The organism is Gimesia alba, assembly GCF_007744675.1.
GTDB lineage: Bacteria > Planctomycetota > Planctomycetia > Planctomycetales > Planctomycetaceae > Gimesia > Gimesia alba.
Genome location: NZ_CP036269.1, coordinates 7,335,148 through 7,354,230, shown reverse-complemented (window position 1 = coordinate 7,354,230; position 19,083 = coordinate 7,335,148). Strand labels below are relative to the sequence as shown.

Below are 19,083 nucleotides of genomic sequence, written 5' to 3'. Positions count from 1 at the left end.
GGCTGCTAATGCTCGCTCAGGTTGGCATGCTGGCCCATTTGTTTCAGCATCTGACGACGTTGCGTGATGTGGTCCACAAGTTGAATGCGTTGTTGTTCGTGCCGGTTTTCGATGCGTTGTTGCGCCTGGTAGAAGTAGCGCAGTGTCGACTGCAGATCCTGACTGGTTTCCTGAAAAGAAGTAAAGAGGTCCTGCGCCTGTTCTTCGCCCAGCCCCGCTGTCAGGATGTCGTCTTCGAGTGACAGGAAAATACGGGCACTGCCCGGGTCTCCCTGGCGGGCACAACGTCCGGTCAATTGTCGATCGATGCGGGCCGATTCATGCAATTCAGAACAAATAACATGCAGTCCCCCTTTTTCAGGGACTCCCTCGCCCAGCAGGATATCTGTCCCGCGGCCCGCCATATTCGTGGCGACCGTAATCCGGCCCGGCTGTCCTGCTTCTTGAATGATGGCGGCTTCATTTTCATGGTTGAGTGCGTGTAACACTTCGTGTTCCAGCCCTGCCTGTAAGAGCCGCGCGGATAACTGATTTGACAGATTCACCGAACGCGTTCCGATCAGCACTGGCCTTCCCTGTTGATGCATGGCGGCAGTTTCCTCAACAATCGCGGCCCATTTTTCTTCTTCTGTCAGGAAGATCTGTTCGGGAAGATTCTGACGCTTCGAAGGCCGATTGGTGGGGATTTTGATGACGGGGGTGCCGAAAACTTTTTTCAATTCACTGGCGGCAGACTCGGCAGTTCCCGTCATGCCGGCCATACGCGGATAGCGTGAGAATAATTCCTGAACCGTTGTTTGTGCGCCGATTTTCGTGGGTGAAGTGATCTCCAGGCCTTCTTTCGCCTGGATGGCCTGATGCACGCCGTTCTGCCACATCCGGCCTTCGGAGATGCGTCCCGTGAACTCATCGACGATTTCCACTTTGCCATCACGGACGACATAATCGCGACCGTTCTGGAAATAGCGATGCGCCTTTAAGGCACGTTCGGAAGACAGATAAGCGGTGCCTGTATCAAGTAAGCCGGGAGCATCCTTTTGTAATAACAGTTCACGTACGATGCGTCGACCCGCTTCAGTCAGTTCCATGCCACGCTGCGGGCCATGGTCGATATAATGTTCGTCTTCGGTAAATTTTGTGATTTGCGATGCACTCCACTGGCACAGATCAGCCATCTGCTCTGCCTCGGCAGCATTGCCCTGCGCAATGATCAACGGCGTGCGTGCTTCATCAATCAGGATGCTGTCGGCTTCATCGATGAGCACCATATAAGGCTTGCGGGGATTTAGTAATTGATTCTCGCTTTGTTTATTTTGTTGTCCGAATAACTGCTGGCGACGGGAAGAGACAGACATTTTGGATTCCGGCATACTGAGCAGATCTCTCAGATAGTCAAAACCAAATTCGCGTGCCGTGCTGTAAGTGATATCACATTCATAAGCGGCCCGCCGCTCAGCCATGGTGGAGTTTGCGGTGATGGTGCCGACAGTCATCCCCAGCGAATTATATACGGGGCTCAACCACTGCGCGTCGCGCTCAGCAAGATAATCATTGGCGGTGGCGATGTGGATTCCTTCATCGGGCAATGCATTCAGGCACAACGTCAAGGCGGCTGTCAGAGTTTTCCCTTCCCCCGTCTGCATTTCTGCGATGGCCCCTTCATGCATGGCAAACGCGCCCAGGTATTGCACGGGATAAGGCGTCATCCCCAGGTGCCGTTGCATTTGCTCGCTGACAATCGCAAACGCGTCCGGAAGTACATTTGTAAGCGACTCACCACTTTGTACTCGAAAGCGGAGTGAGTTCCATTCGTCAAATAGTTGAGACTCAGACAGGGATGCGACTTCCTGGTGCAGTTGCTGAATCTGATCGATCATATCCCACCACAGTGCAGGGATCTCATTTTCTCCTGTCAGGAAAAAACCGCGAAGTCGGTCGGTGAGAGAGCTGATGAAGTTCGCCACGATGAGTTCTTATATTCCTGATAAGAGTTGTGATTGATGTGACCTGTGTATTCTAACGAACCGATACAGCAGATTCGATCCTTTTTATCTGCAAGCCAGATTGAAGCCTGAAACGGGGTTGCTGCGTTGACTTTTCTCAACAGCGCCCGCAAACCAATGTTGTTTTAAGGCAACATTTTAGGGAGCAGAGGCCTTAATTCAGGGGCAAAAGCGGCTTATCACTGAAAAGGCACATTCCATGCCACGAGGAGTGGGCGAGATAGATAGCTTGGGTGGTCGGCGTTCTCTTTAACGGTGCGTTTTGAAATTGAGAATGCACGTGCTACAGACAGGGAAGAAGAGAAGCCGGGAGCGGGAAGATTCAGATCAGAGCAGTTTTTTCTGACGTGGGTTTTGTTTCTTCCGGGGGGGCCGTTTTGAGGCAGTCTCACCCGGCGATTGATCTTTCAGCCGTTTTCCCTTTTCGGTTGAAGGTGCACTAAGTAGCGGGTTTTCCTGTCCGTCTAATGGCTGCCCGATTTCGATATCAGCCAACCGTTGTTGTGCGCGGGCTCCGTATTCTTCAGAGAGTTCAAAGCCGACAAACTGACGGTTTAACTTTTTAGCGACCGCCAGTGTTGTTCCGCTGCCTGAAAAGGGATCGAGGACCACTTCTTCCGGATGAGAGCAGGCGCGAATGATGCGTCCCAGCAACTGTTCCGGCATCTGACAGCCGTGCCAGCCCTGACGTTCCTTGAACGTGCCATTGATACGGGGAAAGTACCAGGTGTCTTCATCCGGCTGAAAACTTTCCGGAATATCTTGCGGCCTTAAGATCCAAGTATCATCGGGCAGACGACCCTTGGGGTTAGCCCGTTTGTCGCCGTAAACAAGCTGTCGGGCAGAAGGCACACGGATTGAAGGATCGTCAGCGTTGAAGGTGAACTGCTTCGGATCTTTGACCATGTGAAATAAATGCGCATGCGAGCGGCTGAATTTGTTTTTGCAGTTCACACCAAACGTATAATACCAGATGACCCAGCTGCGACAGGTCAGGCCGAGTTCACGCTGCATCATGACTTTCAGCTCAGCCGCGTATTCATCGCCAATCGCCAGCCAGAACGTGCCGTCCGGCTTCAAGAGTCGCACTACTTCAGTCAACCAGAGCGAACACCAGTCAAGATACTGCTCACTTTCGAGGCGGTCTTCGTATTGATCGTATTCATAGCCGATATTGAACGGCGGATCGGCGAATGCCAGATCAATGGATTCCGCTTCGAGTCCCTGCATTCCGGCAATGCAGTCTTGAATATGGATTTGATTCAATTTCGTCATGTGTGCTGCTATAGAAACGATTGAGAGGCGGATGTTAATTTTTTTTTCTGCGGATGCGTTTGTAGCGAACATTACAGCCGATGGCAATGGTTTCCTGCGTTTCCGGCTGTTTGCCGGCGAGCGCCGCTTGAATTGCCTCTGACACGTAATCGCGTTTGACTTTGCTGGCGTCGGTCGAGTCGTCCATGGCTCCCATGTAGACGACCTTGCGGTCCTTGTTTAATACAAAAAATTCCGGGGTGCGTGTGGCACCGAATTGCTGGCCGATTTTTTGCGATTTATCAAACAGGTAAGGGAAAACGAACTTTTTCTTTTCGGCCTGTGTTTTCATCTTTTCCAGACTGTCTGCTGGCACCAGATTCACATTGACGGCAATCACACCGACCGGGGAATCCTTTGCCGCATATTTTTGCGCCAGCCGATTCAGTCGATCTTCATAGTCCACCGCATAAGGACAACTGTTGCAGGTGAAGGCGACCACCAGCACGTCTTTGTCTTTGAAGGAATCGCTGGAATAGGACTTGCCGTTTGTCGCAGGCAGTTCTTCCCAGGTCGGCGCCGGGTCGCCGGCATTCAGCACGGGGTTATATTTACCCGCGGAGAGTTCTGTGTTGACAGAACAAATAAAACAGATTGATAACATCAGAAGCGAAATTGACTGACGTGCTGCCATCCTCATTTCAGACCTCAAACTTAGTTATTAAGAAAAGTGATTTCAAAAAAAGGAGAAGTACGCTTACCAGGGAACATCAAACTTAACACGTTCCGCCAGCTCTTTCAGTAAGCCGGCATGATCGCGATGGACATACAGGCCTTCCTGGAGCGATTGTTGAGTCTGTTCCCATTCCTGCTCGCCAGGTAGCAGAACCCGCTCGTTTTTGTTCACCGGGTTTAATTGATGAATGGCTTCCGTCGCGGAACTCATTGCTTCATGGAATTTGTCTTCTTCGACGAATTGCTTGATGTCGATGACATAGAAAAAATGTTCCGAGCCTTCGAGTTCTGGCGCCCGTTTTTTATGAATCGGTAGCCTGCCTCCGGTAAGTGCTCCCGTCAGAATCGAACTGACCATGGCCAACCCGTAGCCGCGGGGACCTGCAGCCGGCAGGAGTGTTTTGACGGCTGAGGAATCGGTGGTTTCATTCCCCTCACTGTCCAGAGCATATCCGGGCGGTACTGGCAAACCATACATGGCCAGCGTATCCAGTTTTCCCCATGACGTTTTGGCACACGCCATATCCAACACAAAGGGGGCGCCTTCCCGAGCCGGAGCCCCCCAGGCGATCGCGTTGTTCGCCGTTGCACCCTGCGTGCTGCCGTGGGCGGCCACGGTGGCTCTACCGGTATTTGTGGTGCAGTAGCCAATCATACCGGCTTCGACTGCCATCAGAACATAAACGGCGGCGGCTCCAAAATGATGACTGTTTCGAACCGTGACAGTTCCGGTGCCGACTTCACTTGCTTTTTTGATCGCCAGTTCCATCGCACGGGTCGCAGCGACATGTCCCATCGCCTTACTGCCATCCAGAACCGCGATTGCCGGAGTTTCGGTAACGGTCAGAATTTGTGCCCGGGGATCGATATCGCCCATGTCCATCGCATCGAGATAACGTTCTGCGGCGCGGCTGCCATGTGAATGAATGCCGCGCAGATCTGCTTCGATTAACCGATCTGCCGCGATTTCTGCCTCAACCTGAAACATTCCCATCCGCACAAAAAGTTTGACCAGCAATTCTTTGAGCGGCTCCAGTGGAATCAGAACTTCCTGGGAGCGATCCTGTGGAAGAGCAAAATGATCCGACGACATAATAGTGACTCTCAATGTAGGGCAGTGCTTATACGCAACGGGTAAAGTGCGCGTTCAAAACAGGCTATGTAGTCCTGTGATAGACTACCGCTCATTATATCCGGTTTCGACTCCAAGCGGGACTGCCGAGCCGACTTTTGATGATTCTCCCTCGAAAAAATTATGACGGCTGTGTGTCTGGAATTTCTCGTTGAATCAACGTGATTCTGGCCAGGGTGGGGAATGGTTTCCTACTTCTTCGCCGATAAATCGACACGGATGATTTCTTTATCATTCCGAGCAAAGACACTTTTCAAAGCAAACGCGGGATGCGACCAGATCGTCATGCGACGCTGTACGCGACGGGTCGGTTCGATCAATTTGGCACGGCTGATTTCTTCGTACCCTTGTGGCGTCAAATTGGCGATGATCAGATCACCTTGCTCATTATGTAGAAAATAACGATCTTCGTGGGGAATGATGAACGCGTTCCACCAGCGACCCTTGCCAGTTGCTTTTTCGGTTTCCCACAGCCGGCGCCCATTGCTGGCATCCAGGCATCGCAGTTGACCATAACTGCAGACGCCATAGATGTGCGTGCCGTCGAAAATCGGGGTCATCATAATCGGATGCAAACCATCCGTCTTGATCTCGCTGTCGCTGTTACCTGACCAGACGATTTTGGCCTGCTTGCCGTCGTTTGAGACTTCAATCATCCGCGGCCCATTGTAAAAGCTGGCGACGAACAGCCTGTTTCCCACTTTGCGTGGCGTGGCGATGCTCAATCCATAGCGGACACCATACGGGACTTCCCAGATCAGTTTGCCGGTTTTGGGTTCCAGTGCAGAGACCGCTGTCGGATGCCAGACAATCAGTTCCCGTTTTCCACCAAACGTAAAAATAACAGGCGGCGCATATCCGACGGCACGATCATCCAGGGCGCGCCAGAGCTCCTTGCCGGTCGCTTTATCAAAACTGACGACCAGCGAATTATCTTTGCCACCGACGAGTGTAATGAGTTGATCGCCATCCACCAGCGGTGCCGCCACCATGCCCCAAGTTGGGAGCTTAGTGCCATAATCTTCAACGAAGTTTTTACTCCAGAGAATGTTTCCGGTCGCGGCATCAAAGCAGAAAAAGTGACCTTGTGCGCCGAGTGTGTACACGCGGCCGTCGTTGATTACCGGCGTTGAACGCGGGCCGGCGGGATAACTGACGGAGTACTCAACCGGATATTCATGTTTCCAGATTGGTTTTCCGGTTTCCGCGTCCAGGCACAAGACACGTTCGTAACCCACACGCTGTTTGAAAATACGATCTGTCACAAAAATACACCAGCGCGAATTTACTTCGGCAACAGCCGGGCCGGCATAACCTTCTCCGATGGGCGTTGACCAGACACGCGGGAGCAGGCCGGTGGTGGGGAGTGTTTTCACAATCCCGGTTTCCCGCCAGATCAGATCCTGCTCTGGCCCGCCCCATTGAGGCCAGTCATCACTGAATCCGACCTGAGAAATGAGACTGGAACAGAGCAGCGTTAAAATCAGTGTCAGTTTGTGTGGCATGCTGGCCTCATCTATAAAACAGGCAGAGTTATTTCACTTCATGGACGAGAAGCATATCGTGGCCTAATGAACTCCAGTCGGTGCCGGATATCAGGACAATCTGACTTCCCGGCGACAGGAAGCCGAGTTTCTTACCATAAGTGACGATGTACTTCAGGATCTTTTGTGGAGACTTATCGACCACATCCGTCAAAAGCGGAGTCACACCCCAGTAAAGCGTAATGCGGCGGGCGGTCGCTGGTCGATCTGTGAGTGCGATTGTGGGGACAGTACGCCGTTGTTTGGAAAGCGCCATTGCTGTTTTTCCTTCGTGCGTACAGGTCACCATCAAGTCAGCGTCCAGTTTTTCTGCTGTAATGCCTGCACCGAGCGTCACAGCTTCAGTGACTTCGCGGGCGTGTAGGCGGCGGTTGCTGGTCGTCTCTTCCGAATGCAGATTGGACGACAGTATGCGGGCTGCTTCGCGAACAATACGGCTCATCATTTCGACGGCCGCCAGCGGGCTGACACCCACGGCGGTTTCACCGGAGAGCATCACGGCATCGCTGCCGTCCAGAACAGCGTTAGCAACATCACTGGCTTCAGCGCGGGTGGGAAAGGTATTGAACTGCATGCTGTCGAGCATCTGCGTGGCAGTAATCACGGGGACGCGATATTGATTGCAGAGATGGATAATGCGTTTTTGAATGATGGGCACTCGTTCGATATCGACTTCGACTCCCAGGTCACCGCGAGCGACCATGACGGCATCGGTCAGTTTTAGAATCTGTTCGATATCACTGACGGCTTCGATTTTTTCAATCTTGGCGACGACATGCGGCGGCTCAACGGGTTTCAGTTTCTCAATTTCATCGATCAAATGCGTAATATCATCGGCAGAGCGAACAAAACTGAGCCCGATATAATCGAGGCCATGTTCCACTCCCCAGGCAAGATCAGTGAGATCTTTCTCCGTCAGACAGGGAGTACTGAGCTGAACGCCGGGCAGGTTCACACCTTGCTTACTGCGAATGATGCCTTCACGTTCGACGACGCATTCCACGAATTCTCCATCATCGGATTTTTCCACGACACGCATCGCGACCATGCCATCGGCCAGCAGGATGGGGTCACCTTCGCGAAGGTCGCTGATTAAAGATTCGTAAGTGCAGGTCAATTCCTGTGGGTGATTGGTTTCCATCCCGCGAATAAAGCGGAAACTCATGTTCTGCCGACAGATGATTTCATCTCCGGGTAGGACACCCAGCCGAATTTTCGGCCCGGATAAATCGCCAAGAATTCCAATCGGCTTTCCCAGTTCTTCTGAGAGCTCGTGAATGTTCGTGACGACTTCGGCCAGATTATCATGTTTCCCATGTGCGAAGTTCAGCCGAAACAGATCCACGCCGGCAATAATTAATTTACGCAGCATTTCGCGTGAATCGGAAGCCGGGCCGACCGTGGCAATGATTTTCGTTTTTACGAGCGGCTGTTCTTCATATTGAGTGTCGTTCATCATGAACCTTTAAAAAAATATTGCGACAGCAGACAGTTCAATGCGCTCTGTTTTCGTCTGAAATCATAATCAGTTTTTCTTTTCAGGCTGAAACCATTTTTGGTTCACCTGTCTGATTGGTTCGCCTGGTTTGGCAATCCGAAATTTCCCTTTCAGACTGACCGTCGTGGGGCGAATACAGGTTTTGTCATTACAGGCCTGATATTTCACATTCAACTCGAGTTCTTCCTCTTTTCCAGCAGCGTCCGCCGGTATGGTGAGAGTACCTCGAATGATGGCCTGCTTCTCGTAAACCTGGAGCGGTTCATCAAAACCTGCGACCTTAAATGCCTTACCGGTGGGGTATTTCACTTTCGACAATTTGATCTTCTGAGCTGACTTAATCGTGAATGTGGTCGGTACCATAAAATCAGGGCTGGGAGGATTCTGGTTGATGTGCCAGCTGTCCTCGATTGCGAGCACAATCGCCACCTGGCAGGTTTTGCCTGCGGGTAGTTTATCGACTGAGAGATACGCTTTCGCGGTAACCAGTTTCTTTTTGGGACTGGCCTGACCTAAGCCTGCTGCCGCCAGTAATTCGATACCAGGGTTCACGGCTGCCAGTTGTTCCGCTTCTACAGTGACTGGAAATGACAGACGAAAATCGCCGGCAGGGACAGAAAAAGAGGATTGTTTCTGATTGAGAGGCGAATCCAGATATTCTCCGACGGCTTGCACCAACTGAGCACAGCGTCCAGGATAGCGCTTGATGATTCTACCAAACAGCTGGAGTGTCTGGTCGGCGTGCTGACGGTATTTCAGATCTTGAGTCAGTTCGGATAAGCGAATCAGGTTGCGAACGCTGATACTGTTTCCAGAAGGGATTGCCGCATCGTAGGCATTTTTCGTGCGGGCGATTAACTGTTCATGGTCGTGTGTGGTGAAAAAGAACCCATGCTCTTTTTGATCCCAGAAGAGTTCGATCTGCAGGTCGGTCAGTTGCTGTGCCTGATCCAACCAGTGTTGTTTGCCTGTGGCTTCATGCAGTGCCAGCAGTCCCTGAACGAGAAACGCATAGTCGTCAAGATAGGCGTTTAAGCGTGCCTGACCTGAACGATAGCTGCGATACAGGTGACCCTGGTCATTCCGCATCTGATTGAGAATGAACTGTGCCGCGTTTTCGGCGGCCGCTGTATAGTCGGGGCGTTTGAGAAGGCGACCGGCTGTGGCCATGCCTTCAATCATCAGGCCATTCCAGCTGGTCAGAATTTTATCGTCTTTCAACAGAGGCTTTCGTTTGTTGCGAATTGTATGCAACTTTTGACGCATGGCGACGAGTTTTGTTTCAAGCGCAGCAGGCGTCGTCTTTTGTTTCTCAGCGAGTGCTTCCAGCGACATGACACGATGTAAAACAAAACCGTGTTCGAAACGGGCCGGTTCATTTAATCCATAGAACTCAGCGAACAGGCGATAGTCATCCCCCAGCGCGGTTTGGAGTTCTGCTTTCGACCAGGCATAATGTTCGCCTTCAACGCCTTCGGTTTCTGCATCGAGAGCCGAATAAAAGCCTCCTTGAGGATCTGTCAATTCCCGCAGCACAAAGTCGATGATGCCTTCGGTGACCTGCTTGTATTGAGGCTTGCCTGTTTGTGCAAATGCATTCGCATACAGAGACGCCAGTTGCCCGTTATCATAAAGCATTTTCTCAAAGTGCGGGACATGCCAGTAGCGGTCGGTACTGTAACGGTGAAAGCCGCCTCCAAGATGGTCATAGATGCCGCCGTTAGCCATCGCATCGAGTGTGTGATACAACACCTTTGCTGATTCTGCAGAAGTGGTGTCTTCTGAGGGAGCCTCGATATCGTATTGCAGGAGAACCAGTTTAGATGAAGTTGGAAACTTGGGTGCATTCGGTGTGACTTCCGAAAAATCAATGCCACCAAATTCAGAATCATAACTGCCATTGATGGACCGGACTCCCGCTTTGACCAGTTTATTTTCAATCGAGATCGGTTCCGAGGCGGCTTCTTCTTTTTGCAGACGCGCGACTTCTTTCGCGATGATCGTCGCGCTCTGCTGGACCTGTTTTTTATCTGCCGACCAGAGCTGATTCACGCGTTGCAGGACCCGGGGGAAACTCATCTGGCCTCCCTGATCCGTCGGGGGGAAATAAGTGCCGCCCGCAAACGGTTCGCGTTCCGGAGTCAAAAACATTGATAAAGGCCAACCACCATTGGCAGGGGCGCCAATCAGATGAAAGTAAACGCTTAACGAGGTCATGTAAATATCGTCGATGTCCGGGCGTTCTTCCCGATCGACTTTGATATTCACAAAATTCTCGTTCATATACTTGGCAATTTCAGGGTTCTCAAAAACCAGACGTTCCATCACATGGCACCAGTAGCAACTGCTATAGCCAATCGAAAGGAAGATGATTTTGTTTTCCTGCTTTGCTTTTTCAAACGCCTCCGGTCCCCAGGGATACCAGTCGACCGGATTATGTTGGTGCAGCAGCAGATACGGGCTGGTTTCTTTTGACAGCCGATTGGTAAATTTCGCTGTTTCTTTATCCTTAGACGAACTGGACGAAGGTTGCTGCGTAGTTTTTTGAGAATCATCATTGGCAGACAACATTTGATGGTTCCAGTTTGAACTGACGAAACAAGTAGCGAGCATCAGGGCAAGCCACCACTTTATGCTTTGATTACAATCCATTTTTATCCTCCAGGAGCGAGCCAGCGACTGAGTGTCCTGACAAGCATTATTGGTCTGAAGCGGCATTGCCGAACTTCGGTTGATCCGACGGGGGTACCAGTATCTTATCTAATCCAACCGCGGACGACTATTTAATAATAGCAGAACCGGAAAAAATCCGGATGACGGCTCTGATTTTCTGAACAAGCGGTCTTCCCATTTTATCCCGGGACCGCAACCTGTTGTAGGATCTGTCGAATGATTTCACTCGCGCGGGTCCGTTGGTTTTCACGTACCAGGGACTTGGTAATCACCCGGTGTGCTAAGACGGGGACTGCTAGCTCTTTGATGTCATCCGGTGTGACATAGTCGCGTCCTTCCGTAAACGCTTTACTTTGAGCGGCATGGGAAAACGTGATCGCGCCCCGCGTACTGACGCCTAACGTGAGTTCCGGATGATTGCGGGTCGTGTCGACAATTTCCAGGATGTAGTCCGTTAGAGAATCATCGACGCGCACGTCACTGACAGCTTGTTGCATTTCTCTTAACTGTTTCACGGTGAGCACAGGCTGCAATGTGTCTACAGGCTCACCCGATCGATGCTGGATTAAAACATCCCGTTCGATCGAGCGTTCAGGGTAGCCGATATCGATACACATCATGAATCGGTCGAGCTGGTTTTCCGGTAAAGGATAGGTGCCTTCAAATTCATACGGGTTTTGCGTGGCCAGAACGAAGAAGGGGGGCTGCAACGGAATCGTTTGCCCTTCCACACTCACCTGACCTTCATTCATCGCTTCCAGCAGGGCGCTTTGTGTGCGAGGTGGCGTACGGTTGATTTCATCCGCCAGCAGGATGTTGGAAAAAATCGGACCTTTGCGGAATTCAAATTCTCCCAGGTTGGGAAGAAAGACATTCGATCCCAAAATATCGGAAGGCAGCATATCCGGCGTGAACTGAACCCGCTTGTAGTTGCAATCCAGGCTTTTCGCAATTGCTTTCGCGAGTGAGGTTTTACCTACGCCAGGTGCATCTTCGATCAGAATATGACCTTCCGCCAGCAATGTCACAATCGCGAGTTGCACGACCTCCGGTTTGCCGATGAGGACACTGGAAATATTATCGTGAAGAATTTTGACCAGGCCTGCAGTTTCTTGCTGGGAACGAACTTCCATTTATGATCCATTTCTGATGGGAACACCTGCTGATGCAGGGGAGAGCACTTTTGAGTTATTAAGTTTCAGGATTACAGAAATCGGTTACGCATTTCAACTCATAGTGTATCCAGTTATTAACGCTTATGGAATTATGCGAAAACAAGTGAAATAATTCTGTACAATTGTCGGAATGAATTTCATTATAGAGAAGCCAATTGTAAAGAAAACAAAAATATGAGTACAATCAGCGCATGATCTCAGCATAATTTGAATTTTTCAGCTTGATTTCAGCGCGTTTAAGTTCATTCAAATCAGTGGCACCATTATCCATAATTAATTTATTTCATCAGGATCATTCATCATGTCGGGCTCAAAACAGGCGATTGACCGGTTCGAAACTCTCTCACGACGTTCTTTTTTGAAAACCGGAGGAATCAGTCTGGTTGGTTTGAGTCTGTTAGAGAACCTTGTAATTCAAGAACTGGCCGCAGCGCCTGTGAAACCTGATCAAACAGTTCCTACGTTGAATCGATTCCCGCGCATGGTGCAGGAATACTTTGTTGGTCGTGTCAGGGAACAGGAAGCGAAAACCATTGAGCGGCTAAATGCACTCAAAACAAAAGAGGATGCAGAAGAATATGTACGTTCCGTGCAGAAACGAATTCGCGAAGCATTCGGGCCAAATCCCGAGCGGACACCTTTGAATGCACGCGTCACGAAAACAACTGACCGTGATACTTATACCATCGAGAACGTCATTTTCGAAAGTCGTCCCGGCTTTCTGGTCACGGCGAATCTTTATATTCCAAAAGGAATCACGAAACCGGCTCCTGGCGTGGTAGGTACCTGCGGTCATTCTCATAATGGAAAAGCAGAAACCGCCTATCAGTCGTTTTCACAAGGGTTGGCCCGAAAAGGCTACGTCGTGCTGATCTATGATCCCATTGGCCAGGGCGAGCGGGTTCAATATCCCGGCGACGATCTGAAATCGACGATTGGTGTGGGGGTTCGCGAGCATTTGCATGGTGGCAATCAACAGTTTCTGGTCGGAGAGAATCTGTCGATGTGGCGTGCCTGGGATGGCGTTCGAGCATTGGATTATCTGCTCACTCGAAAAGAGGTTGATCCCAAACAGGTGGGAGTCACCGGAAACTCGGGTGGCGGAACCATGACCACCTGGCTGTGTGGCGTGGAGCCCCGCTGGACGATGGCGGCTCCCAGTTGTTTCGTAACGACGTTCCGTCGCAACATGGAGAACGAACTTCCCGCAGATACCGAACAGTGTCCGCCGAAAGTATTAGCGCTGGAGCTGGATCATGCCGACTTCCTGGCCGCCCAGGCGCCGAATCCGGTCCGCATTCTGAGCAAAGAACGCGACTACTTCGATGTCCGCGGAGCGCGGGAGGCGTATCTGCGTTTGAAACGGCTGTATAAGCTGCTGGGGAAAGAAGAAAACGTATCGCATTTTGTCGGACCAACCTATCATGGTTATTCGCAGGAAAATCGCGAAGCCATGTATGAATGGTTCAACCAGGCGACCGGTGTCTCCAGTGAATCCCAAGAGCCAAAACTGACCATCGAAAAAGATGAAACGCTATGGTGCACTCCTAAAGGGTCTGTGGCTGATCTCGGCTCCAAACCGATTCATGTCTTTACAGCGGAACGATCAAAGGAACTGGCGCAACAACGGAAACTCAAAAAAGGCGCCGCCCTCAAGTCGGCGGTGGCTGATACGCTTCGTTTGAAGCATGCTGAGGGGACTCCCGATTATCGAATTTTACGAAACCGGGGCGGAAAAAATTATCCACTGAAGTATGCGATTACCTACGCAGTGGAAACCGAGCCCGGTATTCAGGCAATCGTCTATCGCGTGTCTGATGAGCGACTCTATTCCCGCCCACCGCAGAATGCCGGTAAACAGGCGACCTTATATGTTTCCCATGTTTCATCTGATGCAGAACTGCGAGAAGAGCCGCTGTTAAAAACCGCCAGCCAGGATAAAGACCGCGTGCTTTATACCTGTGATGTGCGAGGCATTGGAGAGTCGATGCCGGATACGACCAATCCGAAGTCGTTTTTCACTCCCTATGGAAGTGATTATTTCTACGCCGCACATTCGGTGATGCTTGATGAGCCTTATATCGGGCAAAGAACATTTGATGTCTTGCGCACCCTCGACTGGCTGGCTGCGAACGGGCATACCGACATTCACCTGATTGGTCGAGGCTGGGGGGCGTTACCGGCGACATTCGCTGCGTTGTTTTCACCACATGTGAAACAGGTCACATTAAAAAATGCGTTGACCTCCTTCAGCGAGATCGCAGAGACTGAACACTATCATTGGCCTTTGTCGACGTTGGTTCCCAATGTATTGACGTCCTTTGATATGCCAGAATGCTATGCAGAACTGAAGGCAAACAAAGGTCTTACGCAAATTGCTCCCTGGGGAGCAAAAGGCGCCGACAGTTAAGAACAGACTCAAACAGCCTTGCGTCAACGGGGGCCCGCTCGTCACAATAGTACTATTCAGTGTGAGCGGGCGTTTTTCATTTCTTCGAACAAGAAACTGGCAATATCGTGAGCAGCGATCCTACGATGGAACCTTCCGATCTGGAAGCCGTTGAGAAATTACATCAGGCCTATGAACGACTGATGCAGGAAGTGAATCGGGTTGTGATCGGGCAGCATCAGGTTGTCGAAGAATTGATGATCTCATTGCTGGCGGGGGGACATTGTCTGCTGGTGGGAGTGCCCGGCCTGGCAAAAACGTTAATCGTGCATACGCTCGCCGATACATTAAACCTGTCGTTTAACCGGGTGCAGTTTACCCCCGACTTGATGCCGGCTGACATCACCGGAACCGATGTCATTCAGGAAGATAAAAGCACCGGCAATCGCGATTTCAAATTTCTGCCCGGCCCGATCTTTTCAAATGTGGTCCTGGCGGATGAAATCAACCGTACGCCCCCCAAAACACAAGCGGCTCTCCTGGAAGCCATGCAGGAGCATCAGGTGACAGCGGGGGGACGCAAACATAAGTTGCCCGATCCTTTCTTTGTGTTGGCGACCCAGAACCCGATTGAGCAGGAGGGAACCTATCCGCTGCCAGAGGCACAGTTGGACCGCTTCATGTTTGAAGTGAAAGTCGACTATCCCAGCGAAGAGGAAGAGTTCGCCATTGTGCGGCAGACCACATCCGACGATTCTTACTCCGTCCAGAAAGTGCTGGACCTGGATGAGTTGCTGTCGTTTCAGTCGCTCGTTCGAAGAGTGCCTGTCGCCGATCATATTATCCGCTATGCAATGCAGTTTGCTCGCATGACACGCATCAAACCGGGTGAAGAGACAAACGCAGACGAGGTGCCCGACTTCATTCGAGAGTTTGTCAGTTGGGGCGCAGGGCCGCGTGCCAGTCAGAATCTGATTTTGGGCGCCAAAGCCCGGGCGATTCTTCACGGGAAGTTGTATGTGAGTACGGATGATGTGCGTGCGGTGGCACATCCTGTTTTGAGGCACCGAATCATTACGAATTTCAACGCGGAAGCAGAGGGCATGACTCCCGATAAAATTGTAGACCGCCTGATCCAACTCATCTCTGTCGATTCCTCTCAGGAAAAACTTGATGGAAGATTACCACAAGTATTTAGATCCACAGACGCTCGCTAAGGTCCAGAATCTGGATCTTGCAGCGCGGCAGATTGTGGAAGGCTATGTCTCTGGTTCCCACAAGAGCCCCTTTCACGGGTTTTCCGCTGAGTTTGCACAGCACCGCGAATATTCGGTCGGCGACGATCTGCGCTATGTCGACTGGAAAGTGTATGCGAAATCGGACCGGTATTATCTCAAACAGTATGAAGCTGAGACAAACTTTACTTGCTACATCCTGCTCGATTGCAGTGAATCGATGCGTTATCAATCGGCCAACGCCGCACTCTCCAAATGGGAGTATGGCAGACTGGTCGCGGCGGCTCTGGCGTATGTGGTGATCAAACAGCAGGACGCTGCCGGGCTTTGTACGGTGAATGATCACGTGCTTGATTTTCTCAGACCTTCCAGCCAACCGACGCATTTGAAGCAGATGTATTATACGATGGAACAAACTAAGCCGTCCGGTGAGTCGGGCCTGGGAAAAGTGTTCCACGAGCTGTCTGAGCGAATTTCCCGTCGCAGTTTAATCATTATCATCAGCGATCTGTTTGATGATCTTGATTCCGTGATGTTAGGGTTGAAACATTTTCGACATCGTAAACATGATGTCAGCCTGTTACAGGTGATTGATCCGGCGGAGCAGGACTTTCCGTTTCAGGAGCCGGTCCTGTTTAAGGGGCTGGAAAATCTGCCCGAGCAGATGGCGGAGCCACGTTCACTGAAGAAAGCATATCAGGCAGAATTTGAGAAGTTCCTCAAAGCCGTGCGGCGTGGCTGTCGTGATTTAAAAATGGATTATGGGTTGGTCCGTACCGACCAATCGCTGGATGTTGCGTTATCTGCCTTCCTGTCCCATCGCCAGTCAAGAGTGGGTTCTTAAACATTTACCGATCTTTTCTTTCATGACCGAATTAGCATTGTATCCCATTTTGGCATTCGGATTCGCCAGCCCCTGGTTATTGACGGGGCTCTTGGCGGCGGGGATACCGGTGCTGATCCATTTGCTGCATAAACGAAAATTTATTGAAACCGAATGGGCGGCGATGAAGTTTTTGTTGATCGCCACCAAAAAATATTCGCGACGCGTCCGGTTCGAACAGTTACTGGTTCTGCTGGTTCGTTGCCTGATTTTGCTACTCCTGGCGATTGCATTTTCGCGACCGTACTGGTCAGTGCAAGGTGGCCTTTTTGAATCAACGGCTCCCGTGCATCGAATTCTGGTCATCGATTCGTCGTTTAGCATGCGCTGGAAGGATGACGAACAGTCCTTGTTCGAAGCAGCAAAAGAACTCGCCCGTGAGCAGGTTTCCGATTCAAGCACAGGAGATGCCTTCCAACTGATTCAAATTTCCAATTCCTCGCCGCAGGCTTTGATCTCCCGACCTTCACGGCAGCAGACGTATGTGTTAGATGAAATCGAACGCATGCAGCCGACCGAGGAATACGGCAATGTGGGGCAGGCCTTGCAGACAGCACTGGATTTTCTGGGTCAGGCACAGGAACTGGCACAAAAAGAAGTCATTGTCATCAGCGATTTTCAAGCAGAAAGCTGGACTCCGTTGCAGTCAGATGAGGGAAGTTCGCGGATTCGTTCTTTGATGGAAGCGATATCGAAAAAAGCGACTTTGGTCCTCAAGGATGTTGGTTTGTCGGAAGAAACGAATCTGGCAGTCATCGACTTTTCCAGCAATTCTGTGTTTGCCACGTTGGGGCAGCCAGTTCGTTTTGGGGTTACGTTGCATAATTATGGTGGGTTGAATCAGGAGCAGGTCAATTTGCAGTTGTTTGTCGATGATCAACTGGTGAATCAGAAACGAGTGGACCTCCCCGCCAATTCGGATACGCAGACCGAATTCACGTACCGCTTTACCAAAGTGGGAGATCATCGGATGGAAATCAGGCTCGCCGAGGATCGTCTGCCTCTGGATAATCGGCGCTGGAGGGTGATGCCTGTCAAAAAAGAAATCAACGTACTCCTGGTGAATGGTCGGCAGTCAGGCGAAGCAATGGGCCGTGCTACCGATTATCTTGAACTCGCATTGTCCCCTTCATTAAAAGAACAGCCTTGGCAGGGGATTATCAAGCCGCACGTGATCAGTGAAGGCGAACTGACGAATACGGAATTGAGTCTGTACGATGCCGTGGTGATTTGTGATGTCGCACTCTTTACCGAGAATGAGCGAGATCTGCTCAAACGCTATGTGAAACGCGGGGGTGGGCTGATCATCAGTCTCGGAGAACAGGTCAATGCCGAAAATTATAATCAGACAATCTTCCAGCCGGACAGCGGTTTGCTGCCGTTAAAATTATTGAACCGACGTGGTGATGCCGATAAACCGACAACGCTGTTCGAATTTGATCCGTTGAAATATCAGCACCCGGTGATTGAACTTTTCAAAGGCAATCCGGACGCCGGCCTGGAGACAACACATCTTTACGAATATTTTCAAGCGGAAATTCTACCCGATCCCAATACCCGATTGATATTGAATTTCGATACGAATGACCCGGCGGTGATCGAGAGCACACTCGGTCGTGGCAAAGTGATATTGATCACCACCTCACTGGATCGTCATTGGGGAACGTGGGCAATCTGGCCGAGTTTTCCTCCGATGATGAATGAATTCGTACTTTATGCAGCAACCGGAAAATGGGGCAAGCGTGAGTCACTCGTTGGTCAGCCGCTGGAAATTGTGATACAGGAAAATCAGCGAACGCTCTCCCCCCGGATGATCACTCCCGGCGAACAGGAATTTCCTCTTCGAAGTGTCCTCGACAAAGACTCCGAATCCAGAAGCATTTCCTTTAACCAGACCTTCCACTCAGGAATCTACGAGTTGGACTGGGGAACGTCCGCTGCCGAGAATACACTGTTTGCCGTGAATGTCTCTCCGCAGGAAAGTGATCTGAGACACATCGGCCCTCAGGTGATTCCGCCACACTATTTTCATAAGCAGAACAGTACGCCGAGCGTGTCGGATGAACAACCCCAGGAGCAGAGTTACGAAGCCGGTTTATCCGAAATTCTGCTACTGACCGTTCTGGCTTTGATTGTGGTAGAGCAGTTGTTACTCTGGCGATTTTCTGTTGGTGCACTTTCTTTTCTGGCTGTGATGCTGGTGTGCTGTCTGAGTTTGTTTTTCCAGCGTTGATCTATAGTGAGTCTATAATCTGGAATCCGGTTTTGGTATAATAAGCGGCTCACGATTACAATTCCTATCTTAAAACTAGAGGAAAACCAGACTGCGATGGGTTTGAACAAAAAACAGAAAAAGCAAATTGATGTGGCTCGTCAAAAGATCCAAAAGCTGCGTCAGCGATTAACGGGAGCCAAAGAACAGATGGACGATCCCCAGGAAGTGAAAAATCTCGAACAGGAGATTGCTGCCCAGGAAGATCTGATCAAAAAAGTTCAAGAAGATTCCTGAGTCAATCCAGAAAACGAACCACTGATTGATTTGAATTCGTCTCGTAATAAAAG

13 protein-coding genes are annotated in these 19,083 nt (G+C 50.7%); 5 read left to right on the top strand and 8 right to left on the bottom strand.

Annotation, left to right across the window (positions count from 1 at the left end; all coding sequences use genetic code 11):
- Window positions 1–5 precede the first annotated feature (5 nt).
- From Pan241w_RS27475 to Pan241w_RS27440, 8 genes are all read right to left on the bottom strand, one after another.
- Window positions 6–1,964, bottom strand: coding sequence for a preprotein translocase subunit SecA (locus Pan241w_RS27475; RefSeq protein ID WP_145222452.1), 1,959 nt, complete (start codon window positions 1,962–1,964; stop codon window positions 6–8).
- A 366-nt stretch (window positions 1,965–2,330) separates the two neighbouring features.
- Window positions 2,331–3,278, bottom strand: coding sequence for a DNA-methyltransferase (locus tag Pan241w_RS27470; RefSeq protein ID WP_145222449.1), 948 nt, complete (start codon window positions 3,276–3,278; stop codon window positions 2,331–2,333).
- 34 nt (window positions 3,279–3,312) lie between these two features.
- Window positions 3,313–3,951, bottom strand: a complete 639-nt coding sequence (locus Pan241w_RS27465) for a thioredoxin family protein (RefSeq protein ID WP_145222446.1) — start codon at window positions 3,949–3,951, stop codon at window positions 3,313–3,315.
- Between the two features lie 63 nt (window positions 3,952–4,014).
- Window positions 4,015–5,085: an Ldh family oxidoreductase gene (locus Pan241w_RS27460; RefSeq protein WP_145222443.1), complete on the bottom strand. Its 1,071-nt coding sequence runs from the start codon at window positions 5,083–5,085 to the stop codon at window positions 4,015–4,017.
- 230 nt (window positions 5,086–5,315) lie between these two features.
- Window positions 5,316–6,629 carry a PQQ-binding-like beta-propeller repeat protein gene (locus Pan241w_RS27455; protein ID WP_145222440.1) on the bottom strand — a complete coding sequence of 438 codons (1,314 nt, stop codon included), beginning with the start codon at window positions 6,627–6,629 and terminating at the stop codon, window positions 5,316–5,318.
- Between the two features lie 28 nt (window positions 6,630–6,657).
- Window positions 6,658–8,127: a pyruvate kinase gene (gene pyk, locus Pan241w_RS27450; protein ID WP_145222437.1), complete on the bottom strand. Its 1,470-nt coding sequence runs from the start codon at window positions 8,125–8,127 to the stop codon at window positions 6,658–6,660.
- A gap of 66 nt (window positions 8,128–8,193) precedes the next feature.
- Complete coding sequence (locus tag Pan241w_RS27445) at window positions 8,194–10,737, bottom strand: DUF255 domain-containing protein (protein WP_198000186.1); 2,544 nt, start codon at window positions 10,735–10,737, stop codon at window positions 8,194–8,196.
- 281 nt (window positions 10,738–11,018) lie between these two features.
- Window positions 11,019–11,972, bottom strand: a complete 954-nt coding sequence (locus Pan241w_RS27440) for an AAA family ATPase (protein WP_145222432.1) — start codon at window positions 11,970–11,972, stop codon at window positions 11,019–11,021.
- 343 nt (window positions 11,973–12,315) lie between these two features.
- Here Pan241w_RS27440 and Pan241w_RS27435 point away from each other — a divergent pair, with 343 nt between their 5' ends.
- The 5 genes from Pan241w_RS27435 to Pan241w_RS27415 all read left to right on the top strand — a co-directional run bounded on the left by Pan241w_RS27435 (window position 12,316) and on the right by Pan241w_RS27415 (window position 19,030).
- Complete coding sequence (locus tag Pan241w_RS27435) at window positions 12,316–14,424, top strand: alpha/beta hydrolase family protein (RefSeq protein ID WP_145222430.1); 2,109 nt, start codon at window positions 12,316–12,318, stop codon at window positions 14,422–14,424.
- 125 nt (window positions 14,425–14,549) lie between these two features.
- The gene (locus Pan241w_RS27430) at window positions 14,550–15,620 is read left to right on the top strand and encodes an AAA family ATPase (protein WP_145223541.1); all 1,071 of its coding nucleotides are present in this window, start codon (window positions 14,550–14,552) and stop codon (window positions 15,618–15,620) included.
- Complete coding sequence (locus Pan241w_RS27425) at window positions 15,577–16,482, top strand: DUF58 domain-containing protein (protein WP_145222428.1); 906 nt, start codon at window positions 15,577–15,579, stop codon at window positions 16,480–16,482. The genes Pan241w_RS27430 and Pan241w_RS27425 overlap by 44 nt, the downstream gene beginning before the upstream one ends.
- The gene (locus Pan241w_RS27420) at window positions 16,400–18,754 is read left to right on the top strand and encodes a VWA domain-containing protein (RefSeq protein WP_145222426.1); all 2,355 of its coding nucleotides are present in this window, start codon (window positions 16,400–16,402) and stop codon (window positions 18,752–18,754) included. Before Pan241w_RS27425 ends, Pan241w_RS27420 begins: the two co-directional genes overlap by 83 nt.
- Before the next feature lie 96 nt (window positions 18,755–18,850).
- Window positions 18,851–19,030, top strand: coding sequence for a hypothetical protein (locus Pan241w_RS27415; protein ID WP_145222424.1), 180 nt, complete (start codon window positions 18,851–18,853; stop codon window positions 19,028–19,030).
- Window positions 19,031–19,083 lie beyond the last annotated feature (53 nt).